Annotated in this window: 16 protein-coding genes; 6 read left to right on the top strand and 10 right to left on the bottom strand. The window is 65.8% G+C overall.

All coding sequences use genetic code 11. From position 1 onward, the window contains the following. Nucleotides 1-54: 54 nt before the first annotated feature. The gene (locus tag GGQ90_RS19945) at nt 55-1,053 is read right to left on the bottom strand and encodes a PfkB family carbohydrate kinase (RefSeq protein ID WP_188083646.1); all 999 of its coding nucleotides are present in this window, start codon (nt 1,051-1,053) and stop codon (nt 55-57) included. A 119-nt stretch (nt 1,054-1,172) separates the two neighbouring features. On the opposite strand from GGQ90_RS19945, the gene GGQ90_RS19940 reads away from it, so the two are divergent. Both GGQ90_RS19940 and GGQ90_RS19935 read left to right on the top strand, forming a co-directional pair. Next, nucleotides 1,173-1,847 carry an EI24 domain-containing protein gene (locus tag GGQ90_RS19940; RefSeq protein WP_188083645.1) on the top strand — a complete coding sequence of 225 codons (675 nt, stop codon included), beginning with the start codon at nt 1,173-1,175 and terminating at the stop codon, nt 1,845-1,847. Continuing rightward, nucleotides 1,847-2,215, top strand: a complete 369-nt coding sequence (locus GGQ90_RS19935) for a hypothetical protein (RefSeq protein ID WP_188083644.1) — start codon at nt 1,847-1,849, stop codon at nt 2,213-2,215. The genes GGQ90_RS19940 and GGQ90_RS19935 overlap by 1 nt, the downstream gene beginning before the upstream one ends. On the opposite strand, the gene queG is transcribed toward GGQ90_RS19935, so the two are convergent. Further along, nucleotides 2,196-3,254: a tRNA epoxyqueuosine(34) reductase QueG gene (gene queG / locus GGQ90_RS19930; protein ID WP_188083643.1), complete on the bottom strand. Its 1,059-nt coding sequence runs from the start codon at nt 3,252-3,254 to the stop codon at nt 2,196-2,198. The two genes, GGQ90_RS19935 and queG, sit on opposite strands and share 20 nt — an antisense overlap. Nucleotides 3,255-3,276: 22 nt before the next feature. On the opposite strand from queG, the gene GGQ90_RS19925 reads away from it, so the two are divergent. The 3 genes from GGQ90_RS19925 to msrB are packed head-to-tail and all read left to right on the top strand — an operon-like array spanning nt 3,277 to nt 5,924. Continuing rightward, entirely contained in the window at nt 3,277-4,242 is a 966-nt protein-coding gene (locus GGQ90_RS19925; RefSeq protein ID WP_188083642.1) for an ABC transporter ATP-binding protein, read from the top strand. Further along, nucleotides 4,239-5,429 (top strand): ABC transporter permease, encoded by a 1,191-nt coding sequence (locus GGQ90_RS19920; protein WP_188083641.1) that lies wholly within the window; start codon nt 4,239-4,241, stop codon nt 5,427-5,429. The genes GGQ90_RS19925 and GGQ90_RS19920 overlap by 4 nt, the downstream gene beginning before the upstream one ends. A gap of 18 nt (nt 5,430-5,447) precedes the next feature. Beyond that, the gene (msrB, locus tag GGQ90_RS19915; protein WP_188083640.1) at nt 5,448-5,924 is read left to right on the top strand and encodes a peptide-methionine (R)-S-oxide reductase MsrB; all 477 of its coding nucleotides are present in this window, start codon (nt 5,448-5,450) and stop codon (nt 5,922-5,924) included. On the opposite strand, the gene GGQ90_RS19910 is transcribed toward msrB, so the two are convergent. The 5 genes from GGQ90_RS19910 to purH form a co-directional block, all read right to left on the bottom strand. After that, on the bottom strand, nt 5,911-7,680 hold the full coding sequence (locus GGQ90_RS19910) for a hypothetical protein (protein ID WP_188083639.1): 1,770 nt from the start codon (nt 7,678-7,680) through the stop codon (nt 5,911-5,913). The two genes, msrB and GGQ90_RS19910, sit on opposite strands and share 14 nt — an antisense overlap. Beyond that, on the bottom strand, nt 7,658-8,077 hold the full coding sequence (locus GGQ90_RS19905; protein WP_188083638.1) for a GtrA family protein: 420 nt from the start codon (nt 8,075-8,077) through the stop codon (nt 7,658-7,660). Before GGQ90_RS19905 ends, GGQ90_RS19910 begins: the two co-directional genes overlap by 23 nt. Nucleotides 8,078-8,081: 4 nt before the next feature. Beyond that, the gene (locus GGQ90_RS19900) at nt 8,082-9,608 is read right to left on the bottom strand and encodes an NAD(P)/FAD-dependent oxidoreductase (protein ID WP_188083637.1); all 1,527 of its coding nucleotides are present in this window, start codon (nt 9,606-9,608) and stop codon (nt 8,082-8,084) included. Between the two features lie 181 nt (nt 9,609-9,789). Next, nucleotides 9,790-10,122, bottom strand: a complete 333-nt coding sequence (locus GGQ90_RS19895; protein ID WP_188083636.1) for a UrcA family protein — start codon at nt 10,120-10,122, stop codon at nt 9,790-9,792. Nucleotides 10,123-10,350: 228 nt separating this feature from the next. Next, nucleotides 10,351-11,943, bottom strand: a complete 1,593-nt coding sequence (gene purH / locus GGQ90_RS19890) for a bifunctional phosphoribosylaminoimidazolecarboxamide formyltransferase/IMP cyclohydrolase (RefSeq protein ID WP_188083635.1) — start codon at nt 11,941-11,943, stop codon at nt 10,351-10,353. 159 nt (nt 11,944-12,102) lie between these two features. Here purH and GGQ90_RS19885 point away from each other — a divergent pair, with 159 nt between their 5' ends. Next, nucleotides 12,103-14,049 (top strand): S9 family peptidase, encoded by a 1,947-nt coding sequence (locus GGQ90_RS19885; protein WP_188083634.1) that lies wholly within the window; start codon nt 12,103-12,105, stop codon nt 14,047-14,049. On the opposite strand, the gene GGQ90_RS19880 is transcribed toward GGQ90_RS19885, so the two are convergent. The 3 genes from GGQ90_RS19880 to rpe all read right to left on the bottom strand — a co-directional run bounded on the left by GGQ90_RS19880 (nt 14,022) and on the right by rpe (nt 17,867). Then, the gene (locus GGQ90_RS19880) at nt 14,022-15,209 is read right to left on the bottom strand and encodes a glycosyltransferase family 87 protein (protein ID WP_188083633.1); all 1,188 of its coding nucleotides are present in this window, start codon (nt 15,207-15,209) and stop codon (nt 14,022-14,024) included. The two genes, GGQ90_RS19885 and GGQ90_RS19880, sit on opposite strands and share 28 nt — an antisense overlap. Before the next feature lie 232 nt (nt 15,210-15,441). Next, a complete protein-coding gene (locus GGQ90_RS19875) occupies nt 15,442-17,208 on the bottom strand; it encodes a heparinase II/III domain-containing protein (RefSeq protein WP_188083632.1) in 1,767 nt (588 codons plus the stop codon). After that, entirely contained in the window at nt 17,205-17,867 is a 663-nt protein-coding gene (rpe, locus tag GGQ90_RS19870) for a ribulose-phosphate 3-epimerase (RefSeq protein ID WP_188083631.1), read from the bottom strand. The genes GGQ90_RS19875 and rpe overlap by 4 nt, the downstream gene beginning before the upstream one ends. Nucleotides 17,868-17,886: the final 19 nt, after the last annotated feature.

Raw genomic sequence — 17,886 nt, 5'->3', positions numbered from 1 at the left:
AAAGGCCCGCCTCCCGGATGGAGAGGCGGGTCTTTTTGTCAGTGTCTGTCGCGATCAGGCGAACAGCTTGGCGCGGATCAGGTTCAGGTCTTCTTCGGGACGCGCGCCCCAGTGCGAAATGACTTCGGCGGCGGCCGCCGCGCCCAGCGCCAGGCAATCCTCGACGCTGCGCTCTTCCAGATGGCCGGCCAGATAGCCGGCGGCGAACAGGTCGCCTGCGCCGGTGGTGTCGATGATCTGGCTGACGGGAGCGGCAGGCGCCTCGTGACGCACGCCATCGACGATGGCGACCGCGCCCTTTTCGCTGCGGGTCGATACCAGCACCGGCACCTTGTCGGCGAAGCGGGCCAGCGCCTTGTCGAAATCATCGACCTGCGCCAGCGACTGGATCTCGCCCTCGTTCGAGAACAGGATGTCGATCAACCCCTGTTCGATCAGGTCGACGAAGTCGGCGCGATGGCGGTCGATCACGAAATTGTCGGACAGGGTGAAGGCAACCTTGCGGCCGGCATTGCGGGCGGCGTCGATCGCGGCGCGCATCGCGGCGCGCGGCTGCTCGGGATCCCACAGATAGCCTTCCAGATACAGGATGCGGGCCGACCGGATCAGTTCCAGGTCCAGTGCCGCTTCGGGCAGGAACTGCGATGCGCCCAGGAAGGTATTCATGGTGCGTTGCGCGTCAGGCGTCACCAGGATCAGGCAGCGGGCGGTCGGGATGTCGCCCTGCACGACGGGCGTGTCGAACTTGATGCCCAGCGCGCGCACGTCATGGGCGAACACCGCGCCGAGCTGGTCGTCATTGACCTGGCCGATGAAGCCGCACTTGGCGCCCAGCGCGGCGAGGCCGGCCAGCGTGTTGGCGGCCGAACCGCCGCTGATTTCCTTGGCCTGGGGCATGTCGGCATAAAGGGTTTCGGCCATTTCGGCGTCGATCAGCTGCATGCCGCCCTTGGTCAGCGCATGCTGCGCCAGAAAGGCGTCGTCGCTGCGGGCCAGAACGTCGACAATGGCATTGCCGATCGCGACAACGTCAAGCGTGGGGGAAGAAGTCACGCGGGCTCCTGTGAAAGATGATGGGAAAATAGCGGTAAATTGGGCCGTCTCTACCGGTCCGGGGGCCGCCGCGCAACGCTGCTGATTGACGGGCGCGCCCGGGCGCTGGATATCGGGCCATGATCATCACCGCTGCGCTGCGCGCCTTCCCCCTGATCTTCCATGCCGCTGCGCGCCGGCTGCTGGCGAAGACATTCGCGCTGACGCTGCTGCTCTTCGTGCTGCTGGGTGTCGGGCTATGGGCGGCCTTTCACGCAACGCGCCTGCATTTCGGCTGGGGCGAGGGGGATGGCTGGGGCGGCATGGCGGAGGCTGCAGCGACCAGCCTTGCCCTGATCGCGGCCAGTTGGCTGCTGTTCCGTACCATCGCCATGCTGGTCATGGGCCTGTTCGCCGACGATGTGATCGAGGCGGTGGAGCGCGACACTTATCCACAGGCTATGGGCCGGCCGGTGGGCTTCACCCGCAGCCTTCGTTATGCGCTACGCTCGGTCGGTCGCACGCTCGGCTGGAACCTGCTGGCGTTGCCCGCTTATGTGCTGCTGCTGGTCACGGGGATCGGCACGATCGGGCTGTTCCTCGCGGTGAACGCCTATCTGCTCGGCCGTGACCTGGCTGACATGGTCGAGCCGCGCCATCCCGGCCTGCCGCCGATCGGCCGTGGCAACCGGTGGCTCATGGGCCTCGTTTCGGCGCTTCTCTTCCTCATTCCCCTGGTCAACCTGCTTGCACCGATCTGGAGCGCGGCTATGGCGGTCCACATGTTGCTAGGGTCCAAGAGGAAACCGGTCTGATGTCGCCCCGTTTCGCGCTCGCCGCGCTCCTGTCGCTGCCGCTCGCGGCCTGTGGCGGTGTCGTGCCGCCCGCCACCAGCTACACCCCACCGCCCGCCGGTCCGCCGGCCAGCGCCTTCACCAAGACCGGACCGCTGATGGGCATGGATGCCAGGCGCCTGACCCAGATGTTCGGCACGCCGCGCCTCGACATTCGCGAAACGACCGTGCGCAAGCTGCAATTTGCCAATGGCCGCTGCGTGCTCGACGCCTATCTCTATTCGCCCGGCAAGGGGAAGGAGCCGGTGGTGACCCATGTCGACGCGCGCACGCCCGCCGGCACAGACGTCGACCACGCCTCCTGTGCGGCTACGCTCCAGCAGCGCTGAGCAACTGCCCTAGCGCCCATTCGGCCGCCTCCGCCACCACCGGATCGGGATCGGATGTCAGCGGCCGCAAGCGATCGACCAGCCCCAGGTCGCCGCTATTGCCCGCCGCGATCGCGGCGTTGCGCACCATCCGGTCGCGTCCGATCCGCTTGATCGGCGATCCGGAGAAAATCTCGCGAAAGCCCGCATCGTCAAGGTCGAGCAGATCGCCCAGCGCCGGCGCCGCCAGCTCCGCCCGGCCGATAAAGGCGCGATTGGCCGCCGCCCCTTGCGCGAACTTGTTCCAGGGGCAGGCCGCCAGACAATCGTCGCAGCCATAGATGCGGTTGCCCATCCGTGCCCGGAACTCCTCGGGGATCGGCCCCTTATGCTCGATCGTCAGGTATGAGATGCAGCGTCGCGCATCGACGATATAGGGCGCGGGAAAGGCATCGGTCGGGCAGGATGACAGACAGGCGGTACAACTGCCGCAATGGTCCACCTCCGGCGCATCGGGCTCCAGCGCGATCTCGGTATAGATGGCGCCCAGGAACAGCCAGCTGCCATGTTGGCGGCTCACCAGATTGCTGTGCTTGCCCTGCCAGCCCAGCCCCGCGCCCTGCGCCAGCGGCTTTTCCATCACCGGCGCCGTATCGACGAACACTTTCAGCGCGGTCGGCTGCTGATCGACCAGCCAGCGGGCCAGTGCCTTCAGCGCCTTCTTGACCACATCATGATAGTCGCGGCCCTGAGCATAGACGGAAATGCGGCCCCGGTCGCCGACATCGGCCAGCGCCAGCGGATCACGGCCGGGGGCATAGCTCATCCCCAGCATGATGACGCTCCGCGCCTGCGGCCACAGGCCCGTGGGCGATCCGCGCTGCTCGGCCCGCTCCTCCATCCACAGCATGTCGCCATGATGGCCGGCCTCAAGCCATTGGTGCAGCCGCTCGGCCGTGCGCGGCGCGGCGTCGGCGTGCGCGATCGCACAGGCGGCAAAGCCCAACTGCGCGGCCTGCGCTTTCAGGCGCTGCTCCAATGTTTCGTTTTGCACTGGCATGGTCCGGGATTATCAGGGGCGGATGATCGGTGACACTCCGGCTCCTGCCGCCCCCTATGCCGTCGAAGGCCATGCCCTTGTCAAGGCGTTCGGCGATTTTCGCGCGGTGGATGGCGTAGACATCGCCGTGCCCGCTGGCACCATTTATGGCATATTGGGGCCGAACGGCGCGGGCAAGACCACCTTGTTGCGCACCCTGCTGGGGATCATCGATCCTGACGAAGGCCACCGCACCCTGCTCGGCGATCCGGCGCCGCTGCGCATGGCCAGGCAGGTCGGCTATCTGCCCGAGGAGCGCGGCCTCTACCCGTCGATGAAGGCTTATGAGGCGATCGCCTTCATGGGGGCGCTGCGCGGCTTGCCGCTCCATGTCGGGCGCGAACGGGCGCGGGCGATGCTGCAGGATTATGGCATGGGCGCATCGGTCGAAAAGCCGATCCGCCAGCTCTCCAAGGGCATGGCCCAGACGGTGCAGTTGTTCGGGACCATCGTCCATGAACCGCGCCTCATCGTCCTCGACGAGCCCTTCTCCGGCCTCGACGCGATGAATCAGGAGAAGCTGGAGGCGCTGATCCGCGATCAGGCGCGCAAGGGCGTCACCATCCTCTTTTCCACCCATGTCATCGCCCATGCCGAAAGGCTGTGCGAACGCATCGCCATCGTTGCGGGCGGCCGCATCCGGTTCGAAGGGTCGGTCAGCGACGCGCGCGACCGTCTGCCGCCCCAGGTGACATTGCGCACGCGGCTGAGCGACGGCGCCTGGCGCCGCGCCTTGCCGACCGACACGCTGGCGCAGGATGGCGCCTGGCATTTCGCGCTGCCCGATGATGGCATCGAACCATTGCTGCGTGCCCTGCTCGACGGTCAGGCCGGCATCGAAAGCCTGTCGATCGAACGGCCGGGCCTGCATGACGCCTTCGTCGCGATCGCGGGGGAGGCCGCCGCCCGTCAGATGCGCGATGACGCCACGCAGGAGACCGGGGCATGAGGGAATTGCTGCGCGCCGCCAGCGTCATCGCCCGGCGGGATTTCACCGCCGTCGTGCTGTCGCGCACCTTCATCCTGTTTCTGATCGGGCCGCTGGTGCCGATCGTCATCGGCATGGTCTTTGCCGGCTTCACCCAGAAGATTTCCAGCACCGATCTGCGCCCGGTCGTGGGCATCGCCATGACGCCGGCCGATGTCGGCGCGCTCGAACGGGCGCACAAGCGCCTGACCGAACGCATGGGTCCGCAGGCGCTGCCGCGGCTTCACGCTGTGCCGCTCGGTCTCCCGCCGCGCACCCAGCTGGCCAGGCCCGATTCCGACGTCGTCGCCATTCTCTCGGGCACGGTATCGCGCCCGGTCCTGACCGGAAAGCCCGAGGATCTGGACCGGTTGCAGGGCGATCTCAGCCTGATCGCCAGCGCGGCGCAGGCCGAAAAGGTGCTGCACATGGTCAAGGTCGAACGGCAAGAAGTGTCGACCAGTCTCGGCGCCCAGTCGCAGGCCCGGCTGCTGATCGGCCGCACCGGCCAGATCGTCATCTTCTTCCTTACCATCCTGCTCGCGGGCATGATCCTGTCCAATCTGGTCGAAGAGAAGACGAACAAGATCATCGAGATATTGGCCGCCGCCGTGCCGGTGGACGCGATCTTCCTCGGCAAGCTGATCGCCATGCTGGGGATGAGCTTCGTCGGGATCGCCTTCTGGGGCGGCACCGCCTTCGCCATCTTCATGGCACTGAAGGCGCCCGGCACGGTGCTGCCCGATCCCGCGGTGGGCTGGCCGGCCTTCATCGCGCTCGGCATCGTCTATTTCGCCATGGCCTATACGCTGCTCGGCTCGCTGTTCCTGGGCATCGGCGCACAGGCGGCGACCGTGCGCGAGGTGCAGACGCTCAACATGCCGATCACCATGGGTCAGATGATGATCTTCTTCTTCGTCTCCTACACGGTCGACCATATGGGATCGCCGCTGGAAGTGGCGTCGGTGGTCTTTCCCTTCTCCTCCCCCTTCGCGATGATCGCACGGGCGGCGCAGGACGCGGCGCTGTGGCCGCATCTGGTGGCGATCCTGTGGCAGGGCGCGTGGGTGGCGCTCATCATCCGCATCGGCGTGCTCCTGTTCCGCCGCCATGTGCTGAAATCGGGTGGCCGCTGGTGGAAGCAGTTGTTCAGGGGCTCGACAGGCTGAGCAGGCTAAGGAGAATCAATGAACCGGCGGCATTTTCTCTATGGCGTCGCGACCGGCGCCTCTGCATTGGCCCTGTGGCAATTCCGCCCCGACGCGGCACAGGCCGCCTATCCCTATCGCCTGACCGACGCGCAATGGCGCAGCAGGCTCAGCCCCTGGGCCTATAAGGTACTGCGCCAGGGCGCGACCGAATTTCCCGACAGCAGCCCGCTCAACCGCGAACATCGCGCCGGCACCTTCACCTGCGCCGGGTGCGCGCAGAATCTGTTCAGTTCGAAGACCAAGTTCGACAGCGGCACCGGCTGGCCCAGCTTCTATGCGCCCTTGCCCCGCGCGATCGGCACGTCGCGCGACTTCAGCCTGGGGGTGCCGCGGACCGAAGTGCATTGCGCCCGCTGCGGCGGCCATCTGGGCCATGTGTTCGACGACGGGCCGAAACCCACCGGCCTGCGCTACTGCATAAACGGCGTCGCACTGGCCTTCAGTCCCGCCTGACCTTGTAGATGCGCAGCGGCCCCTTGCCCGGCAGCGGTTGCAGCCAGCCAGGCACATTACCCCGCATCAGTTGCGCCGACAGGCTCTGGGGCTGATCCTTGGCATAGAGCGCATATTCGGTAAGCCCCGCGCAGGTCACGACATAGTCTGCGCCATGCCTGCCGTTGACCCATCGGATCACCGCGCGCGCCGTGTCGGGCGTCGCCATGAACCCTTCGATCACGGCGGTAATGCCCGCGGCATTGCGATGATGAGCGGTGCCGATCACGCGATGCTGCGTCTGCACCAATATGTCAGGGCCAAGGTCCAGCGGCGCGAACAGGGTGGATGGGGGCAGGGCGTGCAGCGGCGCCAGCGTGGCGGCGGCCCGGCAATTGACGGCGCTGGTCTTGGCCGATGGCGCCTCGGGGATCAGGGCAATCCACAATGCGCTTATCCCGGCAGGGGTCAGCAGGATCAGCGCCACCGATCCCAGGACGCGCACCAGCGCCTGCGATGATGCTTGTACCTTGCGGAACAGGGCGATCAGCAACCAGGCGACACCGGGCAGGGCATAGACATGGGCGACCGACACGGCGCGCATAACCAGCAGCGACACCGCCATCGCCCCCAGCAGCAACAGCGCCAACGCCAGCCAGCGCATGCGCGCATCCCTGTTGGCGGCCAGGCGAGCGGCGGACAAGGTCCCTGCCAGTCCGACCAGCGCGGGCAACAGGATGACGCCGCGCAGTGACAGGCTCTGGTCCCAGATCGGCCGACCCTCCATCACCTGCAAATACCAATATTTATAGGCCAGCGGCCCCAGCGCCTGGAACGGATCGCCCGACAGGCAGGGGCCACCGATCGCCAGCAGGATCGCGATGGCGGCCCCACCGCCGATCGCGGCGATCAGGAAGCGCCGGGTCATGCTGCCGGTGCCGATCAGTGAGCCGGCCAGCGGCACCAGCACGGCCAGCGCGACGAGCGGCCAGACATAGGCGGCCGAAAGCGCGTCGCATTGGCTATGCAGCAAGGCAGGCTGACCACGCAGCAAGGCCAGCAGCGCAAGCGCCGCCCCGCCCAGCGTCGCCGCAAAGGCCATGAAGCGCGACGCTTCCCGGCCGTCGAGCCATTGGCACAGCGCAAACAGCCCGGCAAACAGCGCGACATAGGGCAGGGCTTCACTCGAAATCTGCAACCATATCGCCAGCGCCAGCGCGCTCGTCACGCCACCGCGGACACGTCGATCATCCAGTGCGCCGGCCAGCGCGATCGTCGCCATCCAGATCTGCCAGCCATGATGGTCGATCCGCAGCGGCGTGAACTGCACCAGGATCGACGGTGTCGTCAGCAGCAGGGCCACGGTCACCAGCGCAGGAACAGGATCGCCCAGTCGCCGGGCCGCCAGATGCACCGCGCCGGCCAGCCCGCCCAGCAACAGCAGCGGCACGATGATGCAGGCGACCAGTTCTGCGGTCGCAGGCCCCAACAACGGCCGCGCCAGTAGGATCAACGCCGCCACCGGCATGTCGACGATGCGCGACCAGTGCATCGGTCCGCCCAGTGGCGGGTTCACCCGATGCTGGCTGACATCCCGGAAGCCTTGTCCGCCGATCCAGTCGCGCACCTGCACCAGCCGCATTGCATCGTCGGGATCGCGAAAGCCCAACGCGGCGAAATCGCCATGGAACAGCCACAGCATGACCGCGCTGCACGCCAGCCAGGCGAGCAGGATCAGCCACAGGTTATAGCGCTCAACTACGCGCGAAAATGCCATATTTGCGGATCGCATAGACGCTCAGGAAACTGGCGGGCACGGATATCAGCTTGGCGGTCGCCGGGGCAATGCCGACGGCGCTCAGCCCGCCGACCATGGCGATGGTGATCCCCATGCCGATCAACGCGCTGACAACGAAGGCGACACGTTGCGTGTTGCTCGGGCCAGCGCCCGTGTCGAACACGAAACGGATGCTGATCACCCAATGCACGACCAGGCCAACCGCATAGCCACCAAATGCTGCCAACATCGGCGTGGCACCGATCCGGCTCAGCATCAGGAAGGCCGCCATGTCGCTCGACAGCGCACAGATGCTGGCCAGCAGATAGCGGGCGAACATGAAGCGCGCGGCGATGCTGCCCAGCCGGGCCGTCAGGGCGCGCAACGGCTCGCCCATCGGCTCATGCGGCCTTCAGGCGAGAGGGCACCAGCCGTTCGCTGGCGAGGGCGGCGCGCTGTCCTTCGACATCCTGCCCTTCCTCGCCCGATTCATGATATTCGGCATCCTCGTTGACGCCCCAGACGTCATAGACGCGCGTGCCCGCCTCGATGTTGCGCACTGTCAACATCGCCGTCATCATTGCATGATCCTGATTGTTATAGCGGTGCATGCCGTTGCGGCCGACCAGGTGGAGCGTCGGGGCGACGGCTTCCAGCTCGGTGCGCATCGCCAGCACATGGTCGGCATAGGCGTCGTCATAGACCGGATAAGCCTTTTCCTGCCGCACCACCGCGCCGCCGACGACATCGTCGGGATTGCACAGGCCCAATATCGCCATTTCCTTCTTGGCAAGGTCGATCAAGTCGGCGTCGGCCGACGCCCACAGGCCATCGCCCTCGAAGCAGAAATATTCCAGACCGACACAGGCGACCGATTCATCGGGCACCATTTCGGGCGACCAGCTGCGGAAATTCTGGATGCGGCCGACCTGCACCTTGCTGTCATGGATATAGATCCAGTTGTCGGGGAACAGATCCTCCGACTTGATCATCAGCGCCACGGTCAGGAAGTCGCGATATTTGAGTTCCATCGCCTCGGGCAGGGTTTCGGGCAGCGGATGGATGCGCGCGGCCAGTTCGCGCATCGGCGCGGACGAAATCACATGGGCGGCGTTGATGATGACATCGCCGTTCGGTCCGTCGGCGACCACGCGCCAGCGCTCGGTGCCCTGGTCCTGTGCCAGCTGCTTCAGGCTGTGCGCCATCAAGATCTGGTTGCCGCCTTCGATCACTCGATCGCGCGCGGCTTCCCACATCATGCCGGGGCCAAGGCGCGGATAGCGGAATGTTTCGAGCAGCGTCTTGGTCGCCATGCCGTCATTGGGCTTCTTGTTGAGGCCCAGCGAGCGCTTGAGGCCATCGACCACCGCGCCCCATAGCGACAGGCCCTTGATCCGCTGCGCCGCCCAGTCGGCCGACATCTCGTCGCACGGCATGCCCCAGACCTTCTCGGTGTAGGTCTTGAAGAAGATCGAGAAGAGCTTGTGGCCGAACGCGTTGACGGTCCAGTCCTGGAAGGAGCGGACATTGCGGTTCGGGAACATCTTCGCCTTGGCAAAGCTCGCCATGCACAGGGTCGAGCGCCAGATGCCCAGATTCCAAAGCGCCTCGAATGCGCGCAGGGGATAGGAGTAGAATTTCCCCTCATAATAGATGCGGCTCATGCGCGGGCGCTGGATGAAATCGTCCGGCAGAATCTCGTTCCACAGGTCGACCACTTCCTTCGACTTGGAAAAGAAGCGGTGGCCGCCAATATCGAATCGATAGCCATCCAGTTCGACCGTGCGGCTGATGCCGCCGACATAGACCGGGTCTTTCTCGATGACGGTGACGGAAAAGCCCTTTTTCGTCAGCAGATAGGCGGCGGTCAGGCCGGCCGGGCCTGCCCCGATGATGGCGACGTCCACACTCTGGTCGACACGCGACATGCTCTATATCCCCTGGATGGTCCTTCGTGTCTCGCTGAGTGCAGGAAATCCTCTAAGGAGTGGTTAATCGCTGGTAAGCATGAGCGCGCGGCCGACAGGACAAAGGGCCGCTCCACAGATGTGGAACGGCCCCCTGCAGTCCCCGTGACGGGGAAGGCTGCCCTTGCGGGATGGGTGAAGATCAGCCCTGGCGCTGGGCCAGCGTGTTGAGGTCGCTGCGCGCGCCGTCCAGCGCATCGCCGACACAGTCGCGATAGTCGGGCGTCGCCGGCAGGATCGATCCATTGACCCAGCCGCACACCTGCTTGGCGGCGCGGCTGATGCGATAATCGGCGCGGCGCAGGCCATTGGTGCTGGCCAGGTTCAGGTCCGCCACCGATACGGCGATGGTGCGGGTGGTGAGGCCGGTGGTGCCGTCAACGACGACTTCGCTGCTGCTGTTGCCGGCGACAGCCATGCCAGGCAGCGCAAGGGCCATGGTGGCGGCCATCGCCACCAGCGTCTTCTTGGTCATCCTATTCTCCTGTCGAACATGCTTTTTCTTATGTCGTGCCCAACGCCTGACGTGGGTGCGGGGTCATCGTTATAAATAGGCCTCGCCGGTGATGTTGAAAAGAGGCCAATTGCCAAAAAATGGCAGTTTTCTGCGATTTTGCGGGTGCGAACAGGATCGTTTCGCACCCGCATAAACTTTGCCGCGTGGCTGTCCCGACGCGCCGTCTAGCGCGTTGGGAAACAAGCCTTAATGGCGGAAGTGACGCATGCCGGTGAAGACCATCGCCAGGCCCGCTTCGTCTGCTGCGGCAATGACTTCCTCGTCACGGATCGAGCCGCCCGGCTGAATCACCGCGCTCGCGCCGGCTTCCACCGCCGCCAGCAGGCCGTCGGCGAAGGGGAAGAAGGCGTCGGAAGCGACGGCCGAGCCGATCGTGCGGGGTTCGCTCCAGCCCGCCTTCTCAGCCGCATCCTTCGCTTTCCAGGCGGCGATGCGCGCCGATTCCAGACGGTTCATCTGGCCAGCGCCGACGCCGGCGGTGCTGCCGCCCTTGGCATAGACGATCGCGTTCGACTTCACATGCTTGGCCACGGTCCAGGCGAACAGGCAGTCCTTCAACTCCTGCTCGGTCGGCGCGCGCTTGGTCACGACCTTGAGGGCATCGCGGTCGACCTTGCCATTGTCGCGGCTCTGGACCAGCAGGCCGCCGGCGATGCTCTTGACCATCAGGCCGGGGCGGGCCGGATCGGGCAGTTCGCCGGTCAGCAGCAGGCGCAGATTCTTCTTCTTGGCAAAGATCGCCTTGGCTTCGTCATCGGCGTCGGGCGCGGCCACGACTTCGGTGAAGATGCCGCTGATCGCCTCGGCGGTCGGGCCATCGAGCGGGCGGTTGACGGCGATGATGCCGCCAAAGGCCGACACGCTGTCACAGGCGAGCGCGGCTTCATAGGCTTCGATCAGCGTCTCGCCGGTGGCGACGCCGCACGGATTGGCGTGCTTCACGATCACCACGGTCGGCGGGCCGTCGCGGAATTCGCTGACCAGCTCCAGTGCCGCATCGGCGTCGTTGTAATTATTGTAGCTCAGTTCCTTGCCCTGGATTTGCTTGGCCTGGGCGATGCCGTTCGCGGTCGGGCCGTTGGGCAGGTAGAGCGCGGCCGACTGGTGCGGGTTCTCGCCATAGCGCAGCGTGGTGCTGAGCTTGCTCGACAGCGACAGGCTCTCGGGGAAGGCGACGCCCTGGTCGGCAAAGGCGAACCAGCTGGCGATCATCGAATCATAGGCGGCGGTGGCGGCATAGGCCTTGGCCGCCAGCATCCGGCGGAAATCATAGCTGGTGGCACCAGCCTTTTCGGCCATTTCGGCGATCAGGCGGGCATAGTCGGCCGGATCGGTGACGATCGCGACGCTCTCATGATTCTTCGCGGCGGAACGGACCATCGACGGGCCGCCAATGTCGATATTCTCGATGATCTCGTCGCGGTCGGCGCCCTTGGCCACGGTCGCGGCAAAGGGATAGAGATTGACGATCACCAGATCGATGGCGCCGATTTCATGTTCGTCCATCGACGCGACATGCTCGGGGTTGTTGCGCACCGCCAGCAGGCCGCCATGGACCTTGGGGTGCAGCGTCTTGACGCGGCCGTCCATCATTTCGGGGAAGCCGGTCAGCTCGGAAATATCCTTCACGGCCAGACCCGCCTCGCGCAGCGCCTTGGCGGTGCCGCCGGTCGACACCAGTTCGACGCCATGCTGGCCCAGTGCCTGGCCCAGTTCGATGAGGCCGGTCTTGTCCGATACGGAAAGGAGGGCGCGCTTGATGGTGACGTCGGTGGTCATGGGGATGCTTCCTGCTGTTCGGGATGCCGCTTCAGGCTTGCCGCAGCCCTCTAGTCGCGCGCGGCGCAAAAATACAGTCCTCAAGCGCAGGGAATTTCCCGATCTTGCGGGCTTTTGCCGCTACTGTATTGTGATCGCATAACAGTTGGGGGATCTGACATGCGCTATCTGCTCGCCGCCACCGCCTTGCCCTTGCTCGCCGCCTTCCCGGCGCTGGCGCAAATTCCTACGCCGGAACGGGCAGTTACCGATCCCAAAAGCCTGACCTCGCCAGTCAATTCCGATGCCCGCGCTGTGCCGCTGGCCGATATCGGCGCCTCGCGCAGCCTGGGTAGCGTTGCATGGAGTATCGATGGCAAGCGGATATTCGTTGCGACCAACCTGACCGGGCGGACCAACATCTGGCGGACCGACGCAGCCGGCAGCTGGCCTGTCCAGCTTACCCAGTCCGATGATGCGCAGACCGGTCTTACCGCATCGGCCGATGGCCAATATCTCTATTTCCAGCAGGATGTCGGCGGCAACGAATATAGCGATATCTACCGCGTGCCGGTGAATGGCGGCGCGGTCGAAAATCTCACCAATACCCCCGACCGACGTGAAAGCGGTATGTTACCTGGTCCCAGCGGCGGGCTCGTGGCGTTGTCGACCAAGCTCCGGTCCGAAGGCCAGTCGAACGTCGCGGTGATGGATGCGAATGGTGTGGTCAGGGTGCTGACCAAGGAAGCCGATCCGCAATATGGCTGGTCGCCGATCGCTTGGATCGATGGCGGCAAGGCGCTGATCGCCAATCGTGACCGCGTCGATTCCAAGGTAGGGGAGGTCTGGCGGATCGATATCGCGACCGGTGCCGCAACCAAGCTGATCGCCAAGGCCGATACAGTCTATACCGCCGCGGACGCCACCGCCGACGGCCGGTGGATTGCGGTCAACACCGACGTCGATACCGGCCAGATTCATGCTGGCCTGTACGATAGCGTCTCCAGGCAGTGGAAATGGCTGAAGCCCACGCCTTGGGAACAGACCGCCAGCATCTTCACGCGGGATGGCAGGACGCTGATTTTCGGCACCAATGCGGACACGCGCAGCACGCTCTATCGCTATGATCTGGCGACCGGGACCGAAACCCCATTGGCGATCCCGCCTGGCGTGAACTATCCCGTCGGCAGCGAGCCCCGCTCGCCTGATGGCCGGACCCTGATGGTCAATCATTCGGGGGCGGATTCGCCGGCCAATCTCTATCTCTATGATCTGACGGCTGGCACTGCGCGTCCCGCGACCCAACTCGCCATCGCCAGCCTCCAGCCCGCCGCGCTGCCCAAGTCCGATGTCGTCACCTACAAGAGTTTCGACGGCACGCTGATCAGCGCGATCGTGACCATGCCCGCCAATCTGAAGCGCGACGGCAGCAACCCCGCCATCGTCCTGCCCCATGGCGGCCCCACCGGTCAGGCGCAGGATGGTTACAGCCGCTACGCCACCGCCTTCGCCAGCCGCGGCTATGTCGTGATCCAGCCGAATTTCCGCGGCTCGACCGGCTATGGCAAGGCGTTCCAGGACGGCAATGTCAAGGATCTGGGCGGCGCCGATCTCAAGGACACGGTCGCGGCCAAGCATTTCCTGGTCGACAGTGGCTATGTCGACGCCAAGCGGGTCGGCATTTTCGGCGGCAGCTATGGCGGTTTCATGACCCTGATGGCGATCGGCCGGGCGCCCGATGAGTTCGCCGCGGCCGTCCAATGGTTCGGCATCATCAACTGGCGCACCATGTATCGCGATCAGGACGAACAGCTAAAGGCCTATCAGCGCAGCCTGCTCGGTACGCCGGACAGCGATCCCCGGGTCTATGACGCAGCCTCGCCGCTCACCTATATCCGTGCGGCGAAGGCGCCCCTGCTCACCATCCAGGGCGAGAACGACATTCGCGTGCCGCGCGGCCAGGCGCAGGAAGTGCACGACATCCTCAAGGCCAAGGGCAATGTGGTGGAGACGATCTTCTACCCGGCCGAGGGGCATGGCTTCCAGAAGAAGGAGAATCAGCTCGATTCGCTGACCCGCACCGTTGCCTGGTTCGATACTTATCTCAAGCCGTCGTCCGCCAGATAGGGTGCGCGCTGCAGGCCGGCGCCCAGCAGCGCCGGCCACAAGGCCAAAGCGCCTAGCGCGACGCCGCTCATCAGCGCCAGCGGCGCGGCGAACAGGGGCATCGCCAGCAACAGCGCCATTCGCGCGCGCACCTCCGCCGTCGCCCGTGGCCACAGCCATAGCGCGGCGAGCAGCGCCATGACGCAATCATAGTCGCTGACATAGAGCGACCCGGCCAGCACGCCCAGCACCAGCAGCGCCTTGGCCCGCGTCGTCGGCCCCTCGCGATACCAGACCCGCAGCACCAGCAGGGCGACCGTCAGGCTGGCGATTGCCTGCGCCGCATAGGCCAACGGGGTTGGTGCGCCGCCATGCCGGACCAGCACGAAGATGGACAGCATCCGGTGCCAGGTGCCGTCGCCATGTTCCAGGATGACGCTCTTGAGCAGGCTGCCCTGCTGCGCATAGGCGATCCAGGCATCAAGGCCGAACAGCGGCAGGGTCGCCAGGATCAGCGCCAGAGCCGACCCTATGAACGCGCCCAGCGCCCGATATTGCCGGCCGGCCAGCAGGGCTAGCGGGATCAGCCAGCCCAGTTGCGGCTTCGCCACGAACAGCGCCAGGATCATGCCCGCCGCCACCGGCCGGTCGCGCAGCAGGATGAGGCCCCAGCCGATCATCGCTGCTGTCCAGCAGCCATTCTGGCCTCCCATCGCATTGATGAACACCGCCGGCGGCGCCAGCGCGACCAGCACCCAATGCCCCGGTGCCAATCGCCGCACCGCCAGCGCGAACGCACCCCAGCCCAGCAACTGCCAGGCCGCCCAGGCCAGCGGATAGGGCAGCAGGCCGAAGGGGGCGGAGATTAGCCACATCACCGGCGGGTAGCTGTAATGATAGAGGTCGATCGGCGCGCCGGCGATCCCGGTCTCGAACGCATGGAAACGGGCCAGATCATAGATGATACCGGCGTGCCCCGTCACCGCCAGATGCGCACCCGACCAGAAGTTCAGGAAATCCTCGCCAAAGGGATGGCCGGCGCCATCGGTCATGCCCTGGCGCAGCTGTCGCACCAGATAGGCGAGGAACAAAATGCCCGCGACCAGACACCAGATGCGCGCAATCCGTCGCAACCGCGCCGTCGGGATCAATCCCATCCGGTCATAAAAGCCCGCCATCATGCCGGGTGCCTAGAATGAAAGAATGAAGATCGGATTAGGTTCGACTGAGGGGGGGGCTAGCGGCCCGGCCGCTGAAAGTGGCCGGGCCTGAGAGCGAGGTCGTTGATTGGTAGCAAACGGGCCTCGGGTCGCTCATCTTGCATGCGCCGATGTCTGCGTCGTTCATAGGATAAAACGGACATCGATGGCCGGCTGCACAATAGTGCCCGCGTGATGGTCAATGCGATGCGGGTCAGCCGACCCGTTTGAACAGCCAGCCGATGCTGGAGCCGCCCGGCAATGCCTCGCTCGTCACCACCAACTGCCTCGTGGGGTGGGGGCGGCCGTCGCCATCGACCCACAGACTATCCTCGACGCTCAGCACGCCGGCACCGGTCCGGAACTGCCACAGCGCGCCCAGCTCGATCCGCAGCAGCGCGCCCTGGCTGTCGGCGGTCAGCGTCGGTTCCACGCCGGGCGCCAGATGGAAGCGCAGCTGCACCGGCCGCTTGACCGGCTTCTTGCCGCGCGTCGCCGGGGTCAGCATGTCCTCGCCCCGGATTTCCTTGCCGTCGCCGCTCATCATCAGCAGGCGGCGGTGGACATAGCCCATGCGGCGGACATAGCCGTCATGGCTCAGCTCCACCCGGCTGCCATTGTCCAGTTCCTGCCGGTTCAGCTCGACCTCGGTCACGCCCTTGCCCAGCGTGCCGTCGGGCATCAGCGCGGTCGAATTGCTGTCGTCCAGCACTAGCGTGCTGTGCGCCGCGGTGGAGCGCAGTGCCTGGGCCAGGTCGCGGGGGATATAGGCGCCTTCCAGCGCCGCGCCGCCGCAGTTGATGACCAGCCGCAGCCGCCCGTCACTGATCTCGATCGCACCGGTGGAGGCGCAGCCGGACTCGGCCAGGCGCGCGACCGGCGGCGGTGCCGCATCGATCTGCACCACCGTATTGCCGGCGCTGATCCGCTGATAGCCCCAGTCGCGCGCCTGGCGCAGCGGCCGGGTCCGCACCCGGCTGGCCTGCACCAGCGCCTCGACCATGTCGGCATCGACCGCGCCCGCACCCTGCCAGTTGCCCAGGCCGCCATCGCCATGGGTCAGGCCCAGCAGCGCCGGCACCGCGCGGGTCAGCCCGTCGACCAGGAAGCCGGGCACCTGTTCGCGCCGTACTTCATAGACCGCGACCACCATCGCCAGCAGCATCACGCCTTCCAGCTGCGCCAGCGGCGATCGGGAAATGATGCCGCCATCGCCGTGGAAGGCGCTATCGATCGCGCGCTTGAGCCCCGCTTCGCCGAACAGCTTGCGCGGATTGCCGCCGGGCATCAGCATCGACGCCGCGACGATCCCGCCCCAGGCGACCAGGCGCGGCAGGCCCGGTGCGGCCTTGTCCGCGCTCTGGTCCAGATGGCGCGCGGTGCGGGCGATGCAGTTGAGCACCAGCGACCGATAGACCAGGTCGCTCGACGACAGGATCAGCGGCGCATGGGCGGTCCAGAACAACAACCGCCAGGCCGCATTGTCGGCGCGCCAGGCCGGGTCGCTCGGCGTTTCGGCATGGGCGGCGAGCCATTTGCGCATCAGCGCCTCGGCTACCGGCGCGCCCTGTTCACGCGTCGCCGCGGTCGACAGGTCGCGCAGCCAGCGGAAACTGTGCAGATAGTCGGTGAAAGCCGGGCCGACCGCCAACTTGCCGAAATCGACCGTGTCGATCGCCAGCTTCTGGCCCCGGAACAGGAAATAGCCGGCACGGATCGCCTGGCCGGCGCGCGGGTCGCCGGGCATGACATCATCGGGCACTGCCAGCAGCTTGAGCGGATATTTGCCCTTCAGCCGCCGGCTGTGCAGCGGCGTCTTCCAGCTCAGCCGATAGAAATGATTGGCGATCCGCTCGGCCAGCGACAGGCCCTTGTCATCCGCGACGCGGATGAGCCGCTTACCCTGTTCGATGCCGTCGTCGGCCGGTTCATGCCCGGCCTCGACGGCGACAGGGGAGGACTGGCGCCGCTGGTTCGTCACCCGCCCCGCAGCGTCCTGATATTATCGGCATAGGCGGTCGGGCCGCCACGGAAGGTCGCGGTGCCGGCGACCAGCACGTCGGCGCCCGCCGCGATCGCCTTGGGCGCGGTGTTGATGTCGATGCCGCCATCGACCTGCAGGCGGATATCACGACCGCTCTTCTCGATCATCTTGCGGCAAGCCTCGATCTTGCGCAGCTGATTCTCGATGAAGCTCTGGCCGCCAAAGCCGGGATTGACGCTCATCACCAGGATCAGGTCGATATCGTCGATCAGATAGTCCAGCATCTTGGCCGGGGTGCCGGGGTTCAGCACCACGCCCGCCTGCACGCCCAGCGACTTGATATGCTGCACGCTGCGGTGGATGTGCGGGCCGGCCTCGGGATGGACGGTGATGATGTCGGCGCCCGCCTGGGCGAAGGCATCGAGATACAGGTCCACCGGCGAGATCATCAGATGCACGTCGAACGGTTTCTTGGTGTGCGGGCGCAGCGCCTTCACCACGGCGGGGCCGATGGTGATGTTGGGCACGAAATGGCCGTCCATGACGTCGATATGGATCCAGTCGCAACCGGCTTCGTCGATGGCGCGGACTTCCTCGCCCAGCCGTGCGAAATCGGCGGACAGGATGGATGGAGAGATGAGAATGGGATGGGTCATTTGACCGCCCGCATTAGCC

The organism is Sphingobium scionense, assembly GCF_014197035.1.
Taxonomy (GTDB): Bacteria; Pseudomonadota; Alphaproteobacteria; order Sphingomonadales; family Sphingomonadaceae; genus Sphingobium; species Sphingobium scionense.
This window is presented reverse-complemented; position numbering and strand designations above follow the sequence as displayed.